Genomic DNA, 17,087 nt, shown 5'->3' on the forward strand with positions numbered 1-17,087 from the left:
CCAACACCCTGCGAATCCTGCCTCGTCTTGCTGTTGGTCCGGCGCGAATCCCGTCACCCGAGCCACACCACGGCGAGCCCGGCGGCACCGCTGACCATCATTCCGCCGAACGCTGCGGCCACGATACGGCCGTAGCGCCAGCCGCCGATCACCGTGGCCATCACGCCCTTCACGATGGTGTTGGCGGCGGCGCCGATCATGATCGTGGTGACGGCGACGCGCGGGTCGACGCTCCCGCCCTTGGCCAAGCTCGCCATGCTCAGCGTGATCGCGTCGACGTCGCTGGCGCCGGCCACCAGGCCCGCCAGGTAGGTGCCGCTCTCGCCCAGGAGCTCGTGAGCCAGCCGCGAGGCGAACAGCACGATGGTGAAGATCAGACCCCATTTCAGCGCGGACGAGAGCTCGAAGGGGTTCGAGAGCTCGAGCTTCTGACTCTTGGGTGCGACGTCGCCGCTCTGCTTGTACAGGAAGCCGATGGCGATGGCGCCGCCCAGAGTCATGGCGCCCAGGGGGATCCACAACTGGGAGAGCAGCGGGCGGTGCACCACGGAAACCTCGAGCAGCACCCGGGGCACCATCACCGTGGAGGCGGTGACCACCGCCAGGGTGCAGGAAGGACGCAGGGACGGATCTTCCTTGGCGCGGCGAGACACGCTGAGGGTGACTGCCGTGGACGAAGCCAGGCCGCCGACGATGCCGGTGAGCCCCAAGCCGCGACCGGCGCCCAGCGCGCGCACGGCCACGTAGCCCACGAAGTCGATGCCGGCGATGAGCACCACCATCAAGCCGATCTTGAACGGGTTCAGCACGCCGTAGGGGCCGAAAGGCTCGTTCGGCAAGAGTGGCAGCACCACTACTGCCACGATCAGGAACTTGAGCGTGGCGAACACGTCGTCCTTGCTGGCGCGCTCCGCCAGCGCGTGCAGCCGCGGCTTGACGCTGAGGACGACGGTGACCACCACGGCCACGAAGGCGAGCACGATGGCGCGGCGCTCGAGGGGCTCGAACACCGGGCTGCTGCTCAGCGCTCCGAGCAGATAGGTGATCATGAACGCCGCTTCGCTGGTGAGCCCGCGGTCTCCGCGGCGGCGCATCTCGTCCCAGTAGGAGATGCCGAGGAAAGCGCACAGCACCAGAAAGCCGGCGACCACCAGGCTCACCCCCACGACGGGGCGCAGCAGCATGGTCAAGGCCCCGGCCAGGGCGACCAACGGATAGGTGCGAGCACCCCCCACGAAGGTGCGGCGCCGCTCTTCGTGATCGTCCGGCGCAGACTGCTCCCGCTCGAAGCCGATGAGCAGCCCGAGGAGCAGCGCGAGGCCGAGGGACAGGAGCGCGTCGAGGTCGTGCATGACCTCGGGTCAGCATACGACGAAGGCGGCGAGTGTCAGGGGCTTTGCGCGCGCGGGCTGCGCTCCGTCAGCCAGGCTTCCGCCCTGGAGCGGAGCTCCTTGCCGGGCAGATGCGGATCCAGCGGGAGAGTGTCGTGGGTCAGCTTCTCGATGGCGTCTCTCGCGAAGAAGCGCACCAGCGGGTAGGGGTCGTCGAGCTCGGCGGCGATCAGGGGAAGCGCGGCGCGGTTTCCGTCGCGAGCGCTCACCACCATGGCCACTGCACGCTCGTGGGGTTTGCCCCGGGCCAGGCTCACGGTGATGGGGCTCTGGCTCAGATCGCCGTACAACGCCCGGAGCCGGGGCCATTCGACCTTCTTTCGATACCAACGTCCCAGCGTGCGAGCCAGCTCACGGACGGACTTGTCCGCGTGGCACAAGGCGCACTCGATCGGGCGGTCTTGGTACAGGCGCTCGGGATCCGTGGGCGAGCCGATGCGGTGGTAGGCGCTCAAGCGGTAGTCGAGGGCCATGTTCTTGCGAGGCATGTGGCACTCGAGGCAGGAGCTGCCGGCGGAGCCCACGGGGTGATGGGTGTGGCGTGCCACGGCGGCGTCGCTTTGCAGCTCGCGATGGCAGCTGGTGCAGAGCTTCCGGCCTTCCTCGCCGCGGAGCGCTTCGAGATGCTGCTTGGAATCCTGCCCGTGGGGGTCGTGGCAGCGCGTGCAGGCGAGGGCGCCGGCGCAACCGCCGAGGGCGAGGTCCCGCGCTTCGCCGGAGTTGATGAAGCTGCCGCCGGGATGCGAATGGCGCTGGCGTCCTTCCCAGGTGTAGGGGTAGCGCGTGAACAGCACGGTGTGGCACTTGCGGCAGGTGCGGTTCTCGTCGTCCACGGTGCTGGGTGTCTTGCCGTCGGCCCTCGTGACCCGGGCGAAGTCGCTCTCGAAGGCGAAGGTGGGGCGCACCGCGAGAGGATTTTCTGCGTGGGCCTTGGCGCCGCCGTGGCAGGCCTCGCAGCCGATGCCGAGCTCCACCAGGTGCTTCTCTCCGTAGCGCCGCCGGGTGAAGGTGATGGCGGCTTCGAGCACCTGCTTCGCGTCGCCCGAAACGTCCTTCACGCCGAGCGGCGCGAGCTCCCGGGCGACGGCGCTCCGTAGCGCGCTCTGGTCGGTGATCTCGAAGCGCGGCAGGCGCGCGGCCGGAAGCTCGACGCTGGCGGCGCCCTGATACTTGGGAGCGCCGTCGCCGTACAGCTCGTCGTAGTACGACGAGAGTCCGGTCACCGTGTTGTGGCAGAAGATGCAGGTGGTGCGCCAGCGGGCGCCGACGCGCAGGGCGTTGCGCTCGGGCGACATCACCGAGTAGCCCTTGTAGCGCCACTCCTTGGCGAAGCGGAGCCAGGAGACGGGCAGCACGCGCTCCTCGCTGCCGTCGCGCGTGCCCACGAAGTCTTCGCGGTAGCGCCCGCCGATGACCTTGGTGACGCGCCACAGGGATTCGCCGTCGCGCCGGGTGACGACGCGCATGAAGCGCGCGCCGCCCCGCTGCTCGAAGCGCACGCTGTCGCCCATGAACTCGAAGCGCTCGCCGGAGAAGGGAGCGGAAACGTCCGTACGCGCGGCGTCGCGGGTCATGCGGTGCATGGGAGAGCGCTGGAAGCGCTCGGCGATGTCGCGATGACACGGGGTGCAGGTCGCGCTTCCCGCGTACGCGGCCCGGGTGACGTTGTCTGTCGGCGGCTTGGGGGCGGGGCGGCCATTCGGCGTCGCGCTCGGCCCCGGCGCGCAGCCGACGAGCAAGGCGGCGAGGGCGAAGGCGCGTCTCATCCCCGCCGGCTGAGCATGATGGTGGCGCAGCCGGGCTCCGCGGCGATGCGCCGGGTCACCTTGCCGAAGGCCTTGCGCCCGCCGACCCGTTGCAGGCCCAAGACCAGCAGATCCGCGTTCGCGGCGTGATCGAGCACCGTCTGGGTGACGTCGTTGCTCTCCACCACCACGCCTTCCGCCGTGCCGTGCGCTTCCTCTTCCGCGAGGTGCTGCACTTGGCGCTTCGCTTCCCGCAGTGCGGAGCGCGACACGCCTTCGGGCACCACGCGAAGGAACGTGAAGCGACGCACGGCGCCACGGGAGAGGCTGCCCAGCAAGCGAGCGCGAAGCTCGTGCTGCACCCCACCGCCGGCGATGGGCACCAGCACCCTTTCCACCTTGGCCAGGTTGAAGCCGGGGACCGCCCGGAGCACGGCGACGTCGCACTCCACGTCGTTCAGCAGCTGCTCGAGCTCGTTGGCCGTCTCGTCCTTGTCGAGGCGCGGCAGTCCGAGCAGCAGGCTCTCGCAGCGGTAGCTGCGGACCACTCGGGCGATCTCCGGCCACGGCGCGTCCGCGTGGGTGAGCAGCGCCTCAGGCCGATGCCCTGCAGCCAGCGCGCTGGCCAGCGCTTCGGTGAGCACCGTCTGCGCCGGAGCGAGGAGCTCACGCGGGGAAGCGTCGTCACCGTTCTTGTGGCGGACCACGCTGAGCAGGAGCACGCGTCCGAACTCCGATGGCGCCAAGGAGTTGGCGAGCTCCACCAGGGCCGGCGCGCTCTCCGGGTTCGCCACCGGCACCAGCACGAAGGGGCTCCGCCCCCGGAGCTTGGCGAGCTCGGGATCCCGCGCCTGAGTGCCGGCGTCCACGGCTTCGGCCCGGGCGGCGAACAGTGCGAAGTAGAGCAGCACGCCAAGGCCGAGCCAAACGCCGGTGATGGCGCCGGCGGCGGGCACGGCCACGGCCTGGAAGATCGCCAAGCCCGTGCAGGCGATGCCGCCGAAGGCGGGCAGCCACGGGTACCAGGGCATGGTGAAGCCGCCCTTCTTCGCCCCGCCGCGGCGCCGCGCCAGGATGGCGGTGCCGTGAGCGAGGGCGAAGCTCACCAGGAAGATCAAGCTCGCCGCGGCGCCGGCCGCGGCCAGATCCGGCACCATCATCAAGATCGCGGCCAGCGCCAATGCGCTCGCGTAGATCGCCATCACGGGCGTCTTTCGCGTTCGGTGGCTCTGGGCGAACACCCGAGGCAGCGTGCGGTCCGTGGCCATGGTGAGCGCCACGCGAGAAGCCGCCAGCACGTTGGCGTGCAGCGCCGACAGCGTGGACAGCACGGCGGCGATCATCACCAGCCAGTAGCCGACGGGACCCATGAAGGTCTTGACCGCGATGGCCATCACCGTTTCCGGCGAGTCCTCGCTCATCGCCACGATGGACTTGCCGAGCGGCGTGCCCGCGGTGATCACCACGAACAGGAGCGGAAGGTAGATCACCAGGGCGAGCCCCAGCGAAAGCAGCATCGCCTTGGGGATGACCCGAGCCGGTTCCTTCACCTCGCCGGCAATGGCGGCGATCAGATCGAAGCCTTGCAGGGCGATGAACGTGAAGCCCATGGCCGCGAGCAGGCCCGAGCCGCCGTTTGGGAAGAAGGGCGTGAGATCCGCCTTCATGGAGGCCGTGGTCTCGTGTGTGGTCACGGCCCAGCCGCCGGCGACGATGAGCACGGCAAACACCACCACCTTGCCGATGGTCGCCCACTGGCCGCCGCCGGTGCTCTTGCGGATCAACGCCAGGGTGTAGGCCGCGGTGGCAAACAGCGACAGCGCCACCACGGTCCGGCGCGACTGCAGATCCGCAGGCGGCGTGCTGCCCAGCGCCCGCCACACGTCCGCGGCCATGGCCACCGCGTACTCGGCGAAGCCCAGAGCGTAGAGCACCCCCGCCACGATGTACGCGAACCACAGGATCCAGCCCACGGCGAAGGCCGCCCGCACGTTGAGCACCTTCTTGGCGAAGGTGTAGGTGCCGCCGGACTCCGGGAAGCTGGAGGACATCTCCGCGAAGGAAAGCGCGGTGATCACGGCAATCACGCCGTTCAGCGCGAAGGCGAGGATGGCGCTCGGGCCGGTGGCGCGAAATGCCACGCCGGCGAGGACCAGGATGCCGCCGCCGACGATGGCGCCGACGCCAACACCCGTGGCACCCGACAGACCGATGGTGCGCGCGCTATCCGAACGCGAAGCCACGAACGGCTACTGAATCAGGTGCCGGAAACCCGCGTGGCGATCCACGAATTTCTGAGTGACCACGTTCAGGTGCGTGCCGTCGCCGGCATGGCGGATCAGCACGAACATGTTGGCCAGGCTGCCGCCGGTGATCTGGCAGTACTTCTGCGCGCCGCCGGCCTTCTGGCTCACCTCGGTGGTGTCGCCGAACTGGCTGCACTTCACCATGCCTGGGGCCAGGGTGGTGTATTCCTGCGCCTCGGGGTCCGCTTCCCAGTAGCGCACCTTCACCTGGTACTTGCCGCCCACGGAGCGCTCGCGATCGCACCAGTGGTCCTTGGAGTCTGCGGGCTCGGCGCACACCACGTTCACCGCGGCACCCTCCGGGTTGGCTCGGTGCTGGGCGATCCAGCCGGTGAACAGCTTCACCAACTGGTCGGTTTCGCGCTCGAGGGCCTCGGCATCCGCCTTCTTCTTCTCGACCTCGGCCTGCTTGTCGACGATTTCCTTGTCCAAGCCGGAGAGCGTGGCGCCGTCGTCGCAGTTCTTGTAGGCGTACTCCCGCCACTGCTTGGCGAGGGCGAAATCCTCGCTGCCCAGCGCCTGGCGGGTCGTCTTCATCGCTTCATCGCACTTGGCGGGGTCCTTCTTCTTGCAGCCGCCGAGGGCCAAGGGAGCGACGACCAGGAGCGAGAACGCGAACTCTCGAACGTGGAGCATGGCTCCGTTGATAGTAGCTTTTCGGGCGTTGCGGAAGAGCGAGGCTCAGGTCCGGCCGCGCCGAAGGCGCGCGATGGCCAGGCACACGAGCAAGATCAGCGTCGCCAGGGTGGCCTGGGACGCCCCCACCGGGAACTCGAAGAAGAAGGCGAACAGGTAGCCCAGGCCCCCGGCCGTCGCGCCGATCAGGGCGGCCAGCAGCAGGCCCCAGCGGATCCGTTCCACCAGCGCCAGCGCCGCCATGCCAGGCAGCACCGCGAAGGCGAACACCGGCAACGCGCCGATGGCGCGGGTGGCTACGGATACTTCTACGGCGACGAGCACCCACAGCAAGAGGTCCAACAAGCGCACCGGAACGCCGACCACTCGCGCGCCCTCGGGGTCGAAACCCGCGAACAGGAAGCCGCGATAGGACGCCAGTGCCACCAGCAACACGCCCGAGCCCACGAACTCCACGAGCATCAGGTCGACGGGGCGAACCAACACGGCCGTGCCGAACAGGATCGCAGCGATGTCGTGGGACTCCTGCGTGATGCGATCGCCCACCAGCACGGCCGCGGCGCTGGCCGCGAGATACGTGAGACCGACCAATGTCTCTCGCGGGAGGCGCAGGCGTTCCGTGCGCAGCGTGAGCACCGCGGTGACCACCAGCGCCATGCCCAGCGCGCCCACGACGGGTGGCACCTCGGTGCCCAGGCGGATCTGGATCAAGAACGCGACGGCCACGCCCAGCGCCGCGCCTTGGCTCACGGCGGCGGTGACGAAGATCGCGCGGCGCAGCACCACGAACACGCCGAGCACGCCGAGCACGACGCCGGCGAACACGCCGCACAGCACCGGGTCGCGGTACAGGCCGATGTGCCAGCCGTTCTCGAACTCCGCCCAGGTCGGGCTCTTCTCCGGCACCACGATGCTCGCGTGGTGGGTCTCGGCGGGCGGATCTTGATCTTGCACCTCGGCGCCGGCGTCGCTGTGGCCGGGTCCTGCGCCGAGCTCCGTTCCGAAGGCCTGTTCGAGCTCTCCATCGTCGAACAGGGAGCCGCCGTCGACGCCCCCGTCAGACATGCTCGCCCTCCTCCACGATGGCCGGCGGGCGCTCCGAGAAGCGGCGATGGAAGGTCTCGTGACTGAACACCTCGTGGGGCGGCCCGCTCACCACGGACTGCGTGTCCCGATCCAAGAGCAGCGCGCGGTCCGCGAACTGCTCCACCATGCCCAAGAAGTGGCTGACGATCACGATGGCGAGCCCTTGGCGCTGGCGCAGCCCGTCCAAGAGCTGAAACGCCTCGTGCTCGGCGACCTTGTCCATCGCGCTGGTGGGCTCGTCGAGCACCGCCACTTGCGCGTGGGAGACCGCGAGGCGGGCGAAGAGCACTCGCTGTTTCTGACCTTCGGACAGCTTTCGGTAGGGCGTATCCCCCAGATCCGCAACGCCCATCTCGGCGAGCGCTTGCTCCACCTCTGGCGGTTCACCATTCAACCGCGGCCTGAGGAAGGACCAATTTCGCTCGAGCCCCATGCGCACGACGTCCCGAGCGAACAGTGGATACAGCTCGTCGATGGCCTTGCGCTGAGGCAAGTAGGAGAAACGCAACTGTGGTGGCGTCCGGACCACTGCCCCCGCCACGGGTGGAAGCAGTCCCAGCAGGGTCCGGAGCCACGTGGTCTTGCCCGAGCCGTTGCGGCCAATCACCGCCCAGAACTCTCCGGGACGGATCTCGAGATCGATCTTGGGCAAGATGGCCTTGCCCAAGTAGCCGACCTCGAGGGCCTTGCAGCGCAGGCCGGGGTCACTCACTGGTAGACCTTCGCCAGCGCGTTCACGACCCGGCTCATGTGCTCGATGTAGCCCTCGCCGCCCTTGAAGTTCGGGGCGGCGGGGAGTCGGAGTACCGTCAATCCGGCTTGCTTCGCGATCATCTCGCTGGTCTTCGCGGGGTAGAAGGCCTCTTGCAGGATCGCCTTTACGTGATCCTGCTTGGCAACGTCCAGGACGTGCGTCACGTGGTGCGGATTGGGTGGGATCCCTGGGCGCGGCTCCACGTGCTCGACCACGTCGAGGCCGAGCCAGTTCGCCAGGTAGGGATACGACTTGTGGTAGGCGATGATCTTGGCGCCCTTGGCCTTGGCGAGCTTCTTCTGCCAACCCTTGGTGGCCTTGCCCAGGCGCTTGATGAACGAGATGGCGTTCTTCTTGTAGTCGCCGGCGTGAGCGGGATCGAGCTTGGCCAGCTTCTCGGCGATGCCCTTGGCGACGCGCGCCGCTTGGCGCGGGTCGTACATGTAGTGCGGGTTGCCCTGGGGGTGTACGTCGCCCATGGAGCGATCGACCTTGCCCTCCGGTACGTCGAGCACCTTCACGAACTGTGAGCAGTCCAGGTAGCCCTTGCCGCCCCGCTGGATGTCGCCATTGCGGGCGCCGGTCTGCAGCGTCGGCAGCCAGCCGATTTCCAGCGAGAGCCCTGCGCTGATGAGCAAGTCCGCCTTCGCGAGGGTGAGCGCCAGCTTCGGCTTGGCGTCCACGAAGTGCGGATCCTGGGTGTGCAGCGCCAACGCCGTGACGTCGGCGTCGTCGCCCGCCACTTCCTTCGCCACGCTGGCCAGGTTGGGGGTGGTCGCCACGATGGAGAGCTTGGCTTCGGCCGTGGCGCCGAGAGCCAGCGTCGCCAAGGCGACGAGCACAGCAAAGAAACGTTTCATGGTCATGCCTCCACAATCAGAACGGATGAGCGCCGTGCGATCCGATGACGAGCTCCGCCGCCAGGAACACGGCCCAGATGGGGTCCTTGCGCCAGCCCGGCAGGTCGCTCGAGCCCTGCAGTCGCAGGCGCGAGAACTCGCTCGGGGTGTGGCTGATGTTTGCCGCTATGCGATAGCGGGAGTCGGTCCACTCCGGATCGAGGGGATCCACCACGGCGTTGCCGTGGTCGTCGAAGGCCGGTGAGCCGTACTCGTAGCGAGCGGCCGTGGCCCAACGCTGGGCGAAGCGCCAAGCCAGCTGGGTGTAGCCGTTCACGTCGGAGATCGGCCCGCCGGGATCGTGACGGCGACGGAACATCGCCTCCGTCTGCCACTTCACTTCCGTGTAACTGCCTTCGGTGATGGGCCGGTACTTCAAGAACCAGTCCACGCCGTACACTTCCGTGCGCGCATCCGGCCCCGCGGCGCTCGGCCCGAAGGCGCCCGAGAGTCCGGTGAGCAGCGACCAGTTCGACGACAGATCGAAGAACTGCTTGATCGCCGCGACGTACAAGAGGTCTCGCGGGTCTTCGATGGTGCGCTCGTCGTCTGCCAAGAAGCTCCGCGCCGTGCTTTCCCCGGTGGCTTGGGTCACGGAGCCGACGAGCTCCAGGTACCAGGGCAGGGGCGTGAGCCACGACAGCTCCACCCCCGGCGCGCGATTGCCGTCGCCTCCGAAGATGCGGCCCAGGGCGAAGGGCTGATCCACGAAGTCCCAAGCGTGAGGATGCGTCGCGTTGATCCGGCCGAACCGTGTCAAGAACTGCCCGAAGCGCGCCTGCAGCTTGCCGGGCAGGTCCACCGTCGTGCCGTAGGCCTCCTCCAGCTCGAAGCCGTCGTGTCCGAACACGAAGTGGGAGTCGAACCGAAAGTAGGGATCCACCGGCGCGTAGAACGAAAGCTCCACCTGCTGCAGGTTGAAGCCGTTGTGGATGGGGTCGTGGCCGCCGGTTTGCAGGTTGTCGGTGTCCGAGAACCCGGCCGCGGCAAAGTCCGCGATCACGGAGATGTCGGGATTCAGGGACTGACTGCCCTGCGCTCCGGTGGGAGTGGGGGTGCTGGCGGCGCTTGGACTTTCGCTTTCTTTTCCTTGTTCGAGATCCGAAGCCAGGCTGTCGAAGACGTCGCCATCATCTCCAGTTTCATTTGGGGGTTGGTCCGCCGCGGAAGCGTCCGTGCCCGAAGGCTCGGCCGCCAAGGCGACGGAGCTGCTCAGCAACAAGCCAAGCAGCCCCAGCAGTGCCGTAGGTCGATGCATGTATCCTTCCGCTGTCCGAGATGTTCCGATGAGCCACGGCATGGAGCCGTGGCGGTCGAAATGCCGCGACGCGTGCGACGACGACCCCACGGGTCAGCGTCGATGGCACGTCGGGCTCAGACGGCGGGAGGTGATTGCTTGGGCGCCACGTCCAGTCGAGACGTGGGCGCGAAGTAGCTGCGAGACGCCAGGGCCAAGCGCGTGTCGGCTTCCGTGGCGTCGATGGTGATGCGCGGCTGCGCCGTGGGCAGCGCGAGCTGCTCCTTGAGCCGCGAGGCGCCTTGACAGTGGTCGTGGCCGACGGTGTCCGGCGGCGGAGCCTGCTCCGCGGCGGAGAGACCGCTGGGGGCCACCTCCGGCAGCACCACGTGCTGGATCTCGGAGGCGTGGGTGAGGTCGCCGTGTTCCAGGCACAGCGTATGCCGGACCAGCGTCATGTGACCGGCCGCCGTGAGCTGGCTCACGACCACGAGCAGGGTCGTGAGCACGAGCGCCAGCCGCCAAACGAGCCCGCGAGGGGCGAGGCAGCCGGGAACGGGCTGGGACCGATTCACGCCGGCAATCCTACTCACCACGGTTGGACGCGCAAGGGCGCTACATGGTGCATGACAGGCGAGAAGCGACGGCCTACGGTGCACTGCGGGGGTCGCACAGTGGACTCGCTCCGAGCTCGGTTGACGAAAGCGCCCGCTTCGGAGCGCTCACGTTCCGCCCTGGCGATGGCCCTCGCGCGCCTCGTCGGCGTGTCCCTGAGCGAGGCCCGCGCGCTGCTGCAGGCCGCGCCGGTGCTGCTGCCGCGCGCGCTCGACACGGTGCAGATTGCAGAGCTCACGGCGCTGGGGGCTTCCCTCGAAACACTCTCCGCCGTCCATCCCGATGCGCGCTGCGCGCGCCATCCCTTGCTCTTCGCGGACGAGAGCTGCCGGCAGTGCAGGGCGCGCATGTGTACGGCCTGCCAGGCCACGGGGAAAGGACGGTGCGGCACGTGTCGCGAGCGAGCGCGGCGCAAGCGGCTGTTCTTTCGCATTCGCGTGGCCTTCTTGCTGGCCATCTTCGCCGGCGTGCTGTTGTGGGCCTTCGCCGACGTCCGGCGGCGCCGGGCTCGGAACGACTGGCAAAGACCGGTGAGCGTGGCCATCGTGGTCGTGCGCCTGGGCGCGGTGCAGGACACCGCCGTGCAGAAGCTCCGCCAGCGCACGCCCGCGCTGGAAGATCGGCTCGCCGCCGAGAGCCTTCGACTCCACGCTCGCGCCGGCGCACACCCCTTCGAGCTGACGGCGTTCGGTCCCGTGGACGTCACGTCGTCTCCGCCGTCGAGCTCGAGTGACTCCCTCTGGAGTCTCGCGAAGCACACCCTCGCGAAGCGACGCTACTTCTCCGACGTGGACGAACGCGCTGGGCTCGACGCGAGCGCCTACGACAGCCGCATCTATCTCGTGGCGCGGCCGCCGGCGCACGCTGGGCGGAAGAGCGTGGAGGGCGAGAGCGAAGAGGGCGGCCGCATCGGCTTCGTAGAGGTGGAGCTCGCCGACGACATGGCGGACTTCGCGCTGTTCGTCGCAGCGCACGAGCTCCTGCACACCCTCGGTGCCACGGACAAGTACGACGCTGCGGGCCGCGCTCGCGTCCCCGAGGGGCTCGCCGATCCGGAGCGCGCCCCGCGCTTCCCGCAGCTGGCGGCGGAGGTGATGGCGCGCAACGTTCCGCTGTCAGCGACCCAGGAGCGTCCCCCGGAGTCCCTGGATGAGCTCGCGGTGGGCCCAACGACAGCCCAGGAAATCGGCTGGCTTCCGCTTCCAGAATGATGTCGGTGCAGCGCGAGCCCCGTCCGTTCTGGCAAGAGTACGCTACCATCGGCGGATGGGTCGCGGGTGGACACTGCTGTGCGTCGCGCTGGCGGGCTGCGGCGCGAGCACCGAGACGGATGCAACGCCGTCGGGCACGGACGTCTCGGTGGATCTGCTCGGCACCTGGCACACCTGCTCGTCGCGCCTGACCTTCACCAGCGACGGCAGTTGGTCCTTCACGGACGACAAGCGCGGCTGCGGCGCGACGGGCACTTGGTCCGGCAGCGGGGATCACGTCGATCTCGCGTCCAGTGCCGCCGGCTGCGACAGTGCGCCCACGGCCGCCAGCTCGGTACAAGTCGTGCGCACGAAGACGTCCCTCGCGTTGGTGTACACCTCCGGCGAGATCGCGGCCTTCGCGGCGGACACGTCACCCCGCACGCGCTATCGCCTGACGGGCGAGGGCGGCACGCCGTCGATCGGCGGCGCGTCGATCCTGAGTCTGGTGGGCGCCGCCGACGCGTACCAGAGCGCGTGCTACTGGTCCGAAGACGGCGCCTGCGGCGGGCTCCTGTCGTGCAACGGCAGCGTGGAGCAATGGACGCTTTCCGGCGCCGCCCTCGTCGGGAAGCTCGGCTGCGGCGGTGAGTGCCCGTGTGCGGCGATCTTCCAGGGCGAAGAGCAAGAGCCCGGACACCTGAAGGGCACGTTCCAGGGCGCGGACTGCAACATGACGTTCTCTGGCACCTTCGACGCGACGGAGCAGCCCCAGCCGTGAGCGAGCGGCTGCTGGTGTTCGAGCGCGTGACGGACGACGGCAGCGCGGAGCGGACCTATCTGGTGCGGGACGACGAAGGCGTCGTGCTCGAGACGGGTGGCGCGGGCGCCCGGCTGCCGCCGGGCGCGGTGGAGGCGGTGATGCGACGCTATGGCCGACCGCTGGACGACTCCGTCGCTCTCAGCGGTGCGGCCATGCCGCTCGGCGACGGACGACGCCTCGTACACCTGCGCTACCGTCCTCGCTACGACGTCATCGCCAAGGACTACCTGGTGCTCGAGCTGCCGTCGGAAGCGCCGCTGGCGGAGCTGTCCACGTCCGTCGTGGCGGCGCTCACGCATCTGGCGCGGGCGGCTCAGCGATAGCGATGGTTCGGCGGTGAGCCGATCGCCTGTTGCCAGGCGTGCTCGCAGACGGCCTTGTCCAAGAACCAGAAGCCGTCGCTCGGGCGGAACCGCCACCAGGTGTCGTTGAGAAAGGACTCGAGGTCGGCGGCCGTCGGTGCTTTCGGGAACGCTGCACGACCCACGTAGGGCACGTCGAACACGCGGGAGACGTGCCAGGCGGCGCTGTCCGGCGGGGCATCCAGCGGGTGGCGATAGAGATGGGCGAGCTGCCACGAGTCCGGGCGGCCGTCGGTGTGGCGGTGCAGCCACACGATCACGCGATCGATCACCAGCGGACGGTCGTCCACTTCCACGAGCCAGGTGAGGATACGTAGCGTGGTGTCGGCCCGCGCTGCTGGATCTTCGACCAGCACTTCGAGCAGGTCGTCGGGGTCGAAGGACAGCGGCACGCGATCCCCGCGCTCGTCGATCGCCGCCGGGGGAGCCTCCGTTGCCGTTCGCGGGGCGGGCTCGCTCGTCGTCTCCACCCGCGGCGGCGGCGTCGCGACGCGGGGCTCCGCCGTCGCCGTGGGGGCCGCGATGGTCGTGGTCGGCGCTGCGGTGTTGGCCGGCGTGCTCGCCATCGCCGCCGGCTTCGTCGCGCCGCCACAGGCCACCAGCAGCAGCGCGACTGCAACGGTGGCAACGGCGGCACGCTGCGGCCATCTGCTTCGGCGCCTGCGGTCCCAGGCCGCCCCGCCGCACACTCGCCGAGGCATCACGTCCCCAGCGCGATCAGCAAGCCGACGATGGCGGCGATGACGCATCATGTCCCCAGCGCGATCAGCAAGCCGACGATGGCGGCGATGACGCATCATGTCCCCAGCGCGATCAGCAAGCCGACGATGGCGGCGATGACGACCAAGACTCCGATGACGATGAACGCCATACGGCGCTTCTCTCGCTCCACGGCGGCCTGCTCGGCGAAGTGCTCCTCGATGTCGGAGACGCGCATCGGCCGCTCCGGCACCTTCACGCCGAGCTGCTCGAGCCTTCGCGCCACGCGCACCGCTCCCACGGACGCGATGTCGTTCGCCACGCCGCAGAAGCCGCAAGTGACGCGCACGTCAGTGGGCAACGCGGAGAGCGGTCCTCCGCAGCCTGCACACACCAAGTCCGTGGTCGGCGCACTCAAGCGTCGTCAGATTATCACTTGTTCCCCGCCGGCCACTTGTTCCCCGCCGGTCACTTGTTCCCCGCCGGTCACTTGTTCCTGGACGGTCACTTGTTCCTGGACGGTCACTTGTTCCCCGCCGGTCACTTGTTCCCCGCCGGTCACTTGTTCCCCGCCGGTCACTTGTTCCTGGACGGTCACTTGTTCCCCGCCGGTCACTTCTTCCCGACGAGCCGGCCGGTCACTTGTTTCCGCCGGTCACTTCTTCCCCGACGATCACTTCTTCCCCGCCGGTCACTTGTTCCCCGCCGGTCACTTCTTTCCCGCCGGTCACTTGTTCCCCGCCGGTCACTTCTTTCCCGCCGGTCACTTCTTCCCGACGAGCCGGACGGAGCTCTGCTTCTATATGTGCCCACGCCGCTTCCGGCGCGTCGCAGTAGGCAGCCGTGTGGCCGTCGCCCGCCGACGTGAGTCCCGTGACGCACCCGGCCATGCCATCTGCGGCCAAGCGCTCTGCCAGGTGCTTCTCGAAGTGAGCCGCCGTGGGCTCGGCGCTCCGACCGAAAAAGTCCCAGAGGTAGCGTCGCTGCGAGGCCATGCGTCCTGGTAGCGACGCGGCCCGCCGCCGGCCAGCAAATACCGGCAGCACAAGGCCGAGCCCAGTGTCCGCATGCCGCCAGGTGGCCATATGCGCGCGTTGTCCGCGAGGAGGCCGAATGTCCGCGTGTCCGCGTGCCCGCGTGCCGCGTGGAGGCCAAATGTCCGCGTCTCCGCGTGCCGCGTGCCGCGAGGAGGCCAAATGCCCGCGTGCCCGCGTGCCGCGTGGAGGCCAAATGTCCGCGTCTCCGCGTGCCGCGTGCCGCGAGGAGGCCAAATGCCCGCGTGCCCGCGAGAGGCCAGATGTCCGCGTGCCCGCGAGAGGCCAGATGTCCGCGTGCTGCGCGAGGGTCGCGGCGAGGAGCCAAATGTCCGCGCGCTGCCCTACGGTCGCGGCGAGGAGCCAAATGTCCGCGCGCTGCGCGAGGGTCGCGGCGAGGAGCCAAATGTCCGCGTGTCCGCGTGTCCGCGTGTCCGCGCGTCCGCGAGAGGCCAAATGTCCGCGTGCTGTGTGATGGTCGCGGCGACGAGCGAAATGTCCGCGTGCAAGAGGCCAGAAGTCCGCGTGCTGTGTGATGGTCGCGGCGACGAGCCAGACGTCCGCGTGTCCGCGTGCGAGAGGCCAGAAGTCCGCGTGCTTGCGGGCGGACCGCGACGGGGATCGCGCCGAACCGGCAAGAAAACGCCCACGGTGGTGTGGCTCGGGACCCACGTCGGGCACGGGCTGCCTGGGGATTTCTGCGGAAATTTGGGTTGGCCCCGCCCTTGCTCGTACGGTCGACGCCGACAACGACCATCTCGGCAGGAGGATACCGATTCCCATGTCATTCGAGCTCACCACGCGTTGGACCGCCGCTTTTGCTCTCGTCACCATCTTGGGGGCGGCGGGTTGCCGACAGAACACCGAGCCCACCCGCGAGGAGCCAAGCTCCGCACGTGCGGCTTCGGTACCCGGAGCGGAGGCGAACGCGAAGGCGAAGGACGCGCCCCTGCCGCCTCCGCCCGCGGTGAAGCTCGAGACGGTGAAGGAGCAAACCGCCAAGGCCAAGAGCGAGGCGCCCAAGGCGGGAGCGCCGAAGGCCAAGGACAGCGAGGAAGCGAAAACCGCGAAGCCGGAGGCCATCAGCAGCGATGGCGTGACGTTGAAGCGTCTGGTGGTGACCAACGCCATCGAGAACCGAGAGCCGGCAGCCGTGAGCCAGCTGAGCCTGGGCGAGGGGCCAGTGATCGCCTTCGTGGAGCTCAAGAACAGCGGCAGCGAGGACGCCGCCGTAGTGGTGACCTTCGAGCACGCGGGGCTCGAGCCCGTGGGCTACGTCCACCTCAAGGTGCCGGCCGAGAGCCGCCGTTGGCGGACCTGGGCGCGCACCCGGATGATCAAGAAGACGGGAAGCTGGGACGCCGTGGTGCGCACGACGGACGGCAAGGAGCTCGCGCGCGAGAGCTTCACCATCGGCTCCTGAGCATCCGATCTACGGCGCCCACGCGGGCCAGATGTCCGCGTGGGCGGCGCTGATGGCAGAGCGACGGCGGGGCCAGATGTCCGCGTGGGCTCTGCTATCGGCAGAAGCGACGGCGGGGCCAGATCCGCGTGGGGCTTCGCTGATGGCAGAGCGACGGCGGGGCCAAATGTCCGTGTGGGGCGGCGCTGATGGCAGAGCGACGGCGGGGCCAGATGTCCGCGTGGGGCGGCGCTGATGGCAGAGCGACGGCGGGGCCAGATGTCCGCGTGGCTACGCCACGGCCCACAACGCGGCGACGAGCACGAGCCACACGACGCCGAGGAAGTGCCAGTACTGCGCGGTGAGGCGCACGCCTTCGTCGCGGGAGCTCGAGTACTCGTTGCGGGCGGCGCGGCGCGCGACCACCGCCAGCGGCACGAGCCCGCCAATCACGTGGAGGCCGTGGAGTCCCATCAGCAGGTCGAACGAGAAACCGTAGAGCGTGCCGTGGTCGACATGAGCCAGGTGGCGGAAGTTCAGAGCCTGGCTCGCGAGGAACACGACGGCGAAGCCCATCGCCACGCGGAAGCAGCGCACCAGGGCCTGCCAGCGGTTGTCGCGAATGGCGCGGCGGCCCCGCTCCACGGCGATGCCCAGACCGACGAGCAGCGCGGTGGAGGCGATGAGGCCTGGCGGCAGCTGGCTTTCGGGCCAGGCCGCGGCCTCGAAGCGGATCACGAGCATGCCCACCAGGGATGCGACGAACAGCACGCTCAGAGAGGCGAGCAACACGAGCATGCCGAGCTGGGGCGTGGACATGCGGAACGAGGGTTCCCGAGGTCCCGGGGCGGACGACGGTCGATCCTCGAACAAGCGCTCCAACGGAATCATAGGTTGATGGAAATCAT

At 68.9% G+C, this 17,087-nt stretch carries 17 protein-coding genes; 4 read left to right on the forward strand and 13 right to left on the reverse strand.

Features of this window, described 5'->3' with window-relative positions; genetic code table 11:
* Positions 1 to 53: 53 nt before the first annotated feature.
* The 9 genes from H6717_27725 to H6717_27765 all read right to left on the reverse strand — a co-directional run bounded on the left by H6717_27725 (position 54) and on the right by H6717_27765 (position 10,629).
* Complete coding sequence (locus H6717_27725; GenBank protein MCB9580850.1) at positions 54 to 1,352, reverse strand: MgtC/SapB family protein; 1,299 nt, start codon at positions 1,350 to 1,352, stop codon at positions 54 to 56.
* Between the two features lie 35 nt (positions 1,353 to 1,387).
* Positions 1,388 to 3,157, reverse strand: a complete 1,770-nt coding sequence (locus tag H6717_27730) for a hypothetical protein (GenBank protein MCB9580851.1) — start codon at positions 3,155 to 3,157, stop codon at positions 1,388 to 1,390.
* The gene (locus H6717_27735; GenBank protein ID MCB9580852.1) at positions 3,154 to 5,349 is read right to left on the reverse strand and encodes an amino acid permease; all 2,196 of its coding nucleotides are present in this window, start codon (positions 5,347 to 5,349) and stop codon (positions 3,154 to 3,156) included. Before H6717_27735 ends, H6717_27730 begins: the two co-directional genes overlap by 4 nt.
* A gap of 36 nt (positions 5,350 to 5,385) precedes the next feature.
* Positions 5,386 to 6,078, reverse strand: coding sequence for a hypothetical protein (locus H6717_27740; protein ID MCB9580853.1), 693 nt, complete (start codon positions 6,076 to 6,078; stop codon positions 5,386 to 5,388).
* A 45-nt stretch (positions 6,079 to 6,123) separates the two neighbouring features.
* Positions 6,124 to 7,143, reverse strand: a complete 1,020-nt coding sequence (locus H6717_27745) for a metal ABC transporter permease (GenBank protein MCB9580854.1) — start codon at positions 7,141 to 7,143, stop codon at positions 6,124 to 6,126.
* Positions 7,136 to 7,876, reverse strand: a complete 741-nt coding sequence (locus H6717_27750; protein ID MCB9580855.1) for a metal ABC transporter ATP-binding protein — start codon at positions 7,874 to 7,876, stop codon at positions 7,136 to 7,138. The genes H6717_27745 and H6717_27750 overlap by 8 nt, the downstream gene beginning before the upstream one ends.
* Positions 7,873 to 8,784: a zinc ABC transporter substrate-binding protein gene (locus H6717_27755; GenBank protein ID MCB9580856.1), complete on the reverse strand. Its 912-nt coding sequence runs from the start codon at positions 8,782 to 8,784 to the stop codon at positions 7,873 to 7,875. The genes H6717_27750 and H6717_27755 overlap by 4 nt, the downstream gene beginning before the upstream one ends.
* A 10-nt stretch (positions 8,785 to 8,794) precedes the next feature.
* Positions 8,795 to 10,075: a zinc-regulated TonB-dependent outer membrane receptor gene (locus H6717_27760; protein MCB9580857.1), complete on the reverse strand. Its 1,281-nt coding sequence runs from the start codon at positions 10,073 to 10,075 to the stop codon at positions 8,795 to 8,797.
* A gap of 116 nt (positions 10,076 to 10,191) precedes the next feature.
* Complete coding sequence (locus tag H6717_27765) at positions 10,192 to 10,629, reverse strand: hypothetical protein (protein MCB9580858.1); 438 nt, start codon at positions 10,627 to 10,629, stop codon at positions 10,192 to 10,194.
* A gap of 165 nt (positions 10,630 to 10,794) precedes the next feature.
* On the opposite strand from H6717_27765, the gene H6717_27770 reads away from it, so the two are divergent.
* The 3 genes from H6717_27770 to H6717_27780 are packed head-to-tail and all read left to right on the forward strand — an operon-like array spanning position 10,795 to position 13,005.
* Positions 10,795 to 11,880: a hypothetical protein gene (locus H6717_27770; GenBank protein ID MCB9580859.1), complete on the forward strand. Its 1,086-nt coding sequence runs from the start codon at positions 10,795 to 10,797 to the stop codon at positions 11,878 to 11,880.
* Between the two features lie 55 nt (positions 11,881 to 11,935).
* On the forward strand, positions 11,936 to 12,640 hold the full coding sequence (locus H6717_27775; protein ID MCB9580860.1) for a hypothetical protein: 705 nt from the start codon (positions 11,936 to 11,938) through the stop codon (positions 12,638 to 12,640).
* Positions 12,637 to 13,005 (forward strand): hypothetical protein, encoded by a 369-nt coding sequence (locus tag H6717_27780; protein ID MCB9580861.1) that lies wholly within the window; start codon positions 12,637 to 12,639, stop codon positions 13,003 to 13,005. Before H6717_27775 ends, H6717_27780 begins: the two co-directional genes overlap by 4 nt.
* Here the strand turns inward: H6717_27780 and H6717_27785 are convergent.
* The 3 genes from H6717_27785 to H6717_27795 all read right to left on the reverse strand — a co-directional run bounded on the left by H6717_27785 (position 12,996) and on the right by H6717_27795 (position 14,738).
* Positions 12,996 to 13,745, reverse strand: coding sequence for a hypothetical protein (locus tag H6717_27785; GenBank protein ID MCB9580862.1), 750 nt, complete (start codon positions 13,743 to 13,745; stop codon positions 12,996 to 12,998). The two genes, H6717_27780 and H6717_27785, sit on opposite strands and share 10 nt — an antisense overlap.
* Positions 13,746 to 13,840: 95 nt before the next feature.
* Positions 13,841 to 14,161, reverse strand: a complete 321-nt coding sequence (locus tag H6717_27790; GenBank protein ID MCB9580863.1) for a hypothetical protein — start codon at positions 14,159 to 14,161, stop codon at positions 13,841 to 13,843.
* 220 nt (positions 14,162 to 14,381) lie between these two features.
* Positions 14,382 to 14,738 carry a hypothetical protein gene (locus H6717_27795; GenBank protein MCB9580864.1) on the reverse strand — a complete coding sequence of 119 codons (357 nt, stop codon included), beginning with the start codon at positions 14,736 to 14,738 and terminating at the stop codon, positions 14,382 to 14,384.
* An 820-nt stretch (positions 14,739 to 15,558) separates the two neighbouring features.
* Between H6717_27795 and H6717_27800 the strand changes: the two genes are divergently transcribed.
* On the forward strand, positions 15,559 to 16,200 hold the full coding sequence (locus H6717_27800; protein ID MCB9580865.1) for a DUF2914 domain-containing protein: 642 nt from the start codon (positions 15,559 to 15,561) through the stop codon (positions 16,198 to 16,200).
* A gap of 270 nt (positions 16,201 to 16,470) precedes the next feature.
* Here the strand turns inward: H6717_27800 and H6717_27805 are convergent, their stop codons facing one another.
* Positions 16,471 to 16,998 carry a heme-copper oxidase subunit III gene (locus tag H6717_27805; GenBank protein ID MCB9580866.1) on the reverse strand — a complete coding sequence of 176 codons (528 nt, stop codon included), beginning with the start codon at positions 16,996 to 16,998 and terminating at the stop codon, positions 16,471 to 16,473.
* Between the last annotated feature and the right edge of the window lie 89 nt (positions 16,999 to 17,087).

It is taken from the genome of Polyangiaceae bacterium, assembly GCA_020633235.1.
Lineage (GTDB): Bacteria > Myxococcota_A > Polyangia > Polyangiales > Polyangiaceae > JACKEA01.

What these genes read in the sequence shown, in the direction of transcription:
- H6717_27800 (MCB9580865.1), top strand. Translation starts at nt 15,559, where the DNA reads ATGTCATTCGAGCTCACCACGCGTTGGACCGCCGCTTTTGCTCTCGTC.
- H6717_27760 (MCB9580857.1), bottom strand. Translation starts at nt 10,075, where the DNA reads ATGCATCGACCTACGGCACTGCTGGGGCTGCTTGGCTTGTTGCTGAGC.
- H6717_27725 (MCB9580850.1), bottom strand. Translation starts at nt 1,352, where the DNA reads ATGCACGACCTCGACGCGCTCCTGTCCCTCGGCCTCGCGCTGCTCCTC.
- H6717_27775 (MCB9580860.1), top strand. Translation starts at nt 11,936, where the DNA reads ATGGGTCGCGGGTGGACACTGCTGTGCGTCGCGCTGGCGGGCTGCGGC.
- H6717_27740 (MCB9580853.1), bottom strand. Translation starts at nt 6,078, where the DNA reads ATGCTCCACGTTCGAGAGTTCGCGTTCTCGCTCCTGGTCGTCGCTCCC.
- H6717_27755 (MCB9580856.1), bottom strand. Translation starts at nt 8,784, where the DNA reads ATGACCATGAAACGTTTCTTTGCTGTGCTCGTCGCCTTGGCGACGCTG.
- H6717_27805 (MCB9580866.1), bottom strand. Translation starts at nt 16,998, where the DNA reads ATGTCCACGCCCCAGCTCGGCATGCTCGTGTTGCTCGCCTCTCTGAGC.
- H6717_27745 (MCB9580854.1), bottom strand. Translation starts at nt 7,143, where the DNA reads ATGTCTGACGGGGGCGTCGACGGCGGCTCCCTGTTCGACGATGGAGAG.
- H6717_27795 (MCB9580864.1), bottom strand. Translation starts at nt 14,738, where the DNA reads ATGGCCTCGCAGCGACGCTACCTCTGGGACTTTTTCGGTCGGAGCGCC.
- H6717_27785 (MCB9580862.1), bottom strand. Translation starts at nt 13,745, where the DNA reads ATGCCTCGGCGAGTGTGCGGCGGGGCGGCCTGGGACCGCAGGCGCCGA.
- H6717_27730 (MCB9580851.1), bottom strand. Translation starts at nt 3,157, where the DNA reads ATGAGACGCGCCTTCGCCCTCGCCGCCTTGCTCGTCGGCTGCGCGCCG.
- H6717_27770 (MCB9580859.1), top strand. Translation starts at nt 10,795, where the DNA reads ATGGCCCTCGCGCGCCTCGTCGGCGTGTCCCTGAGCGAGGCCCGCGCG.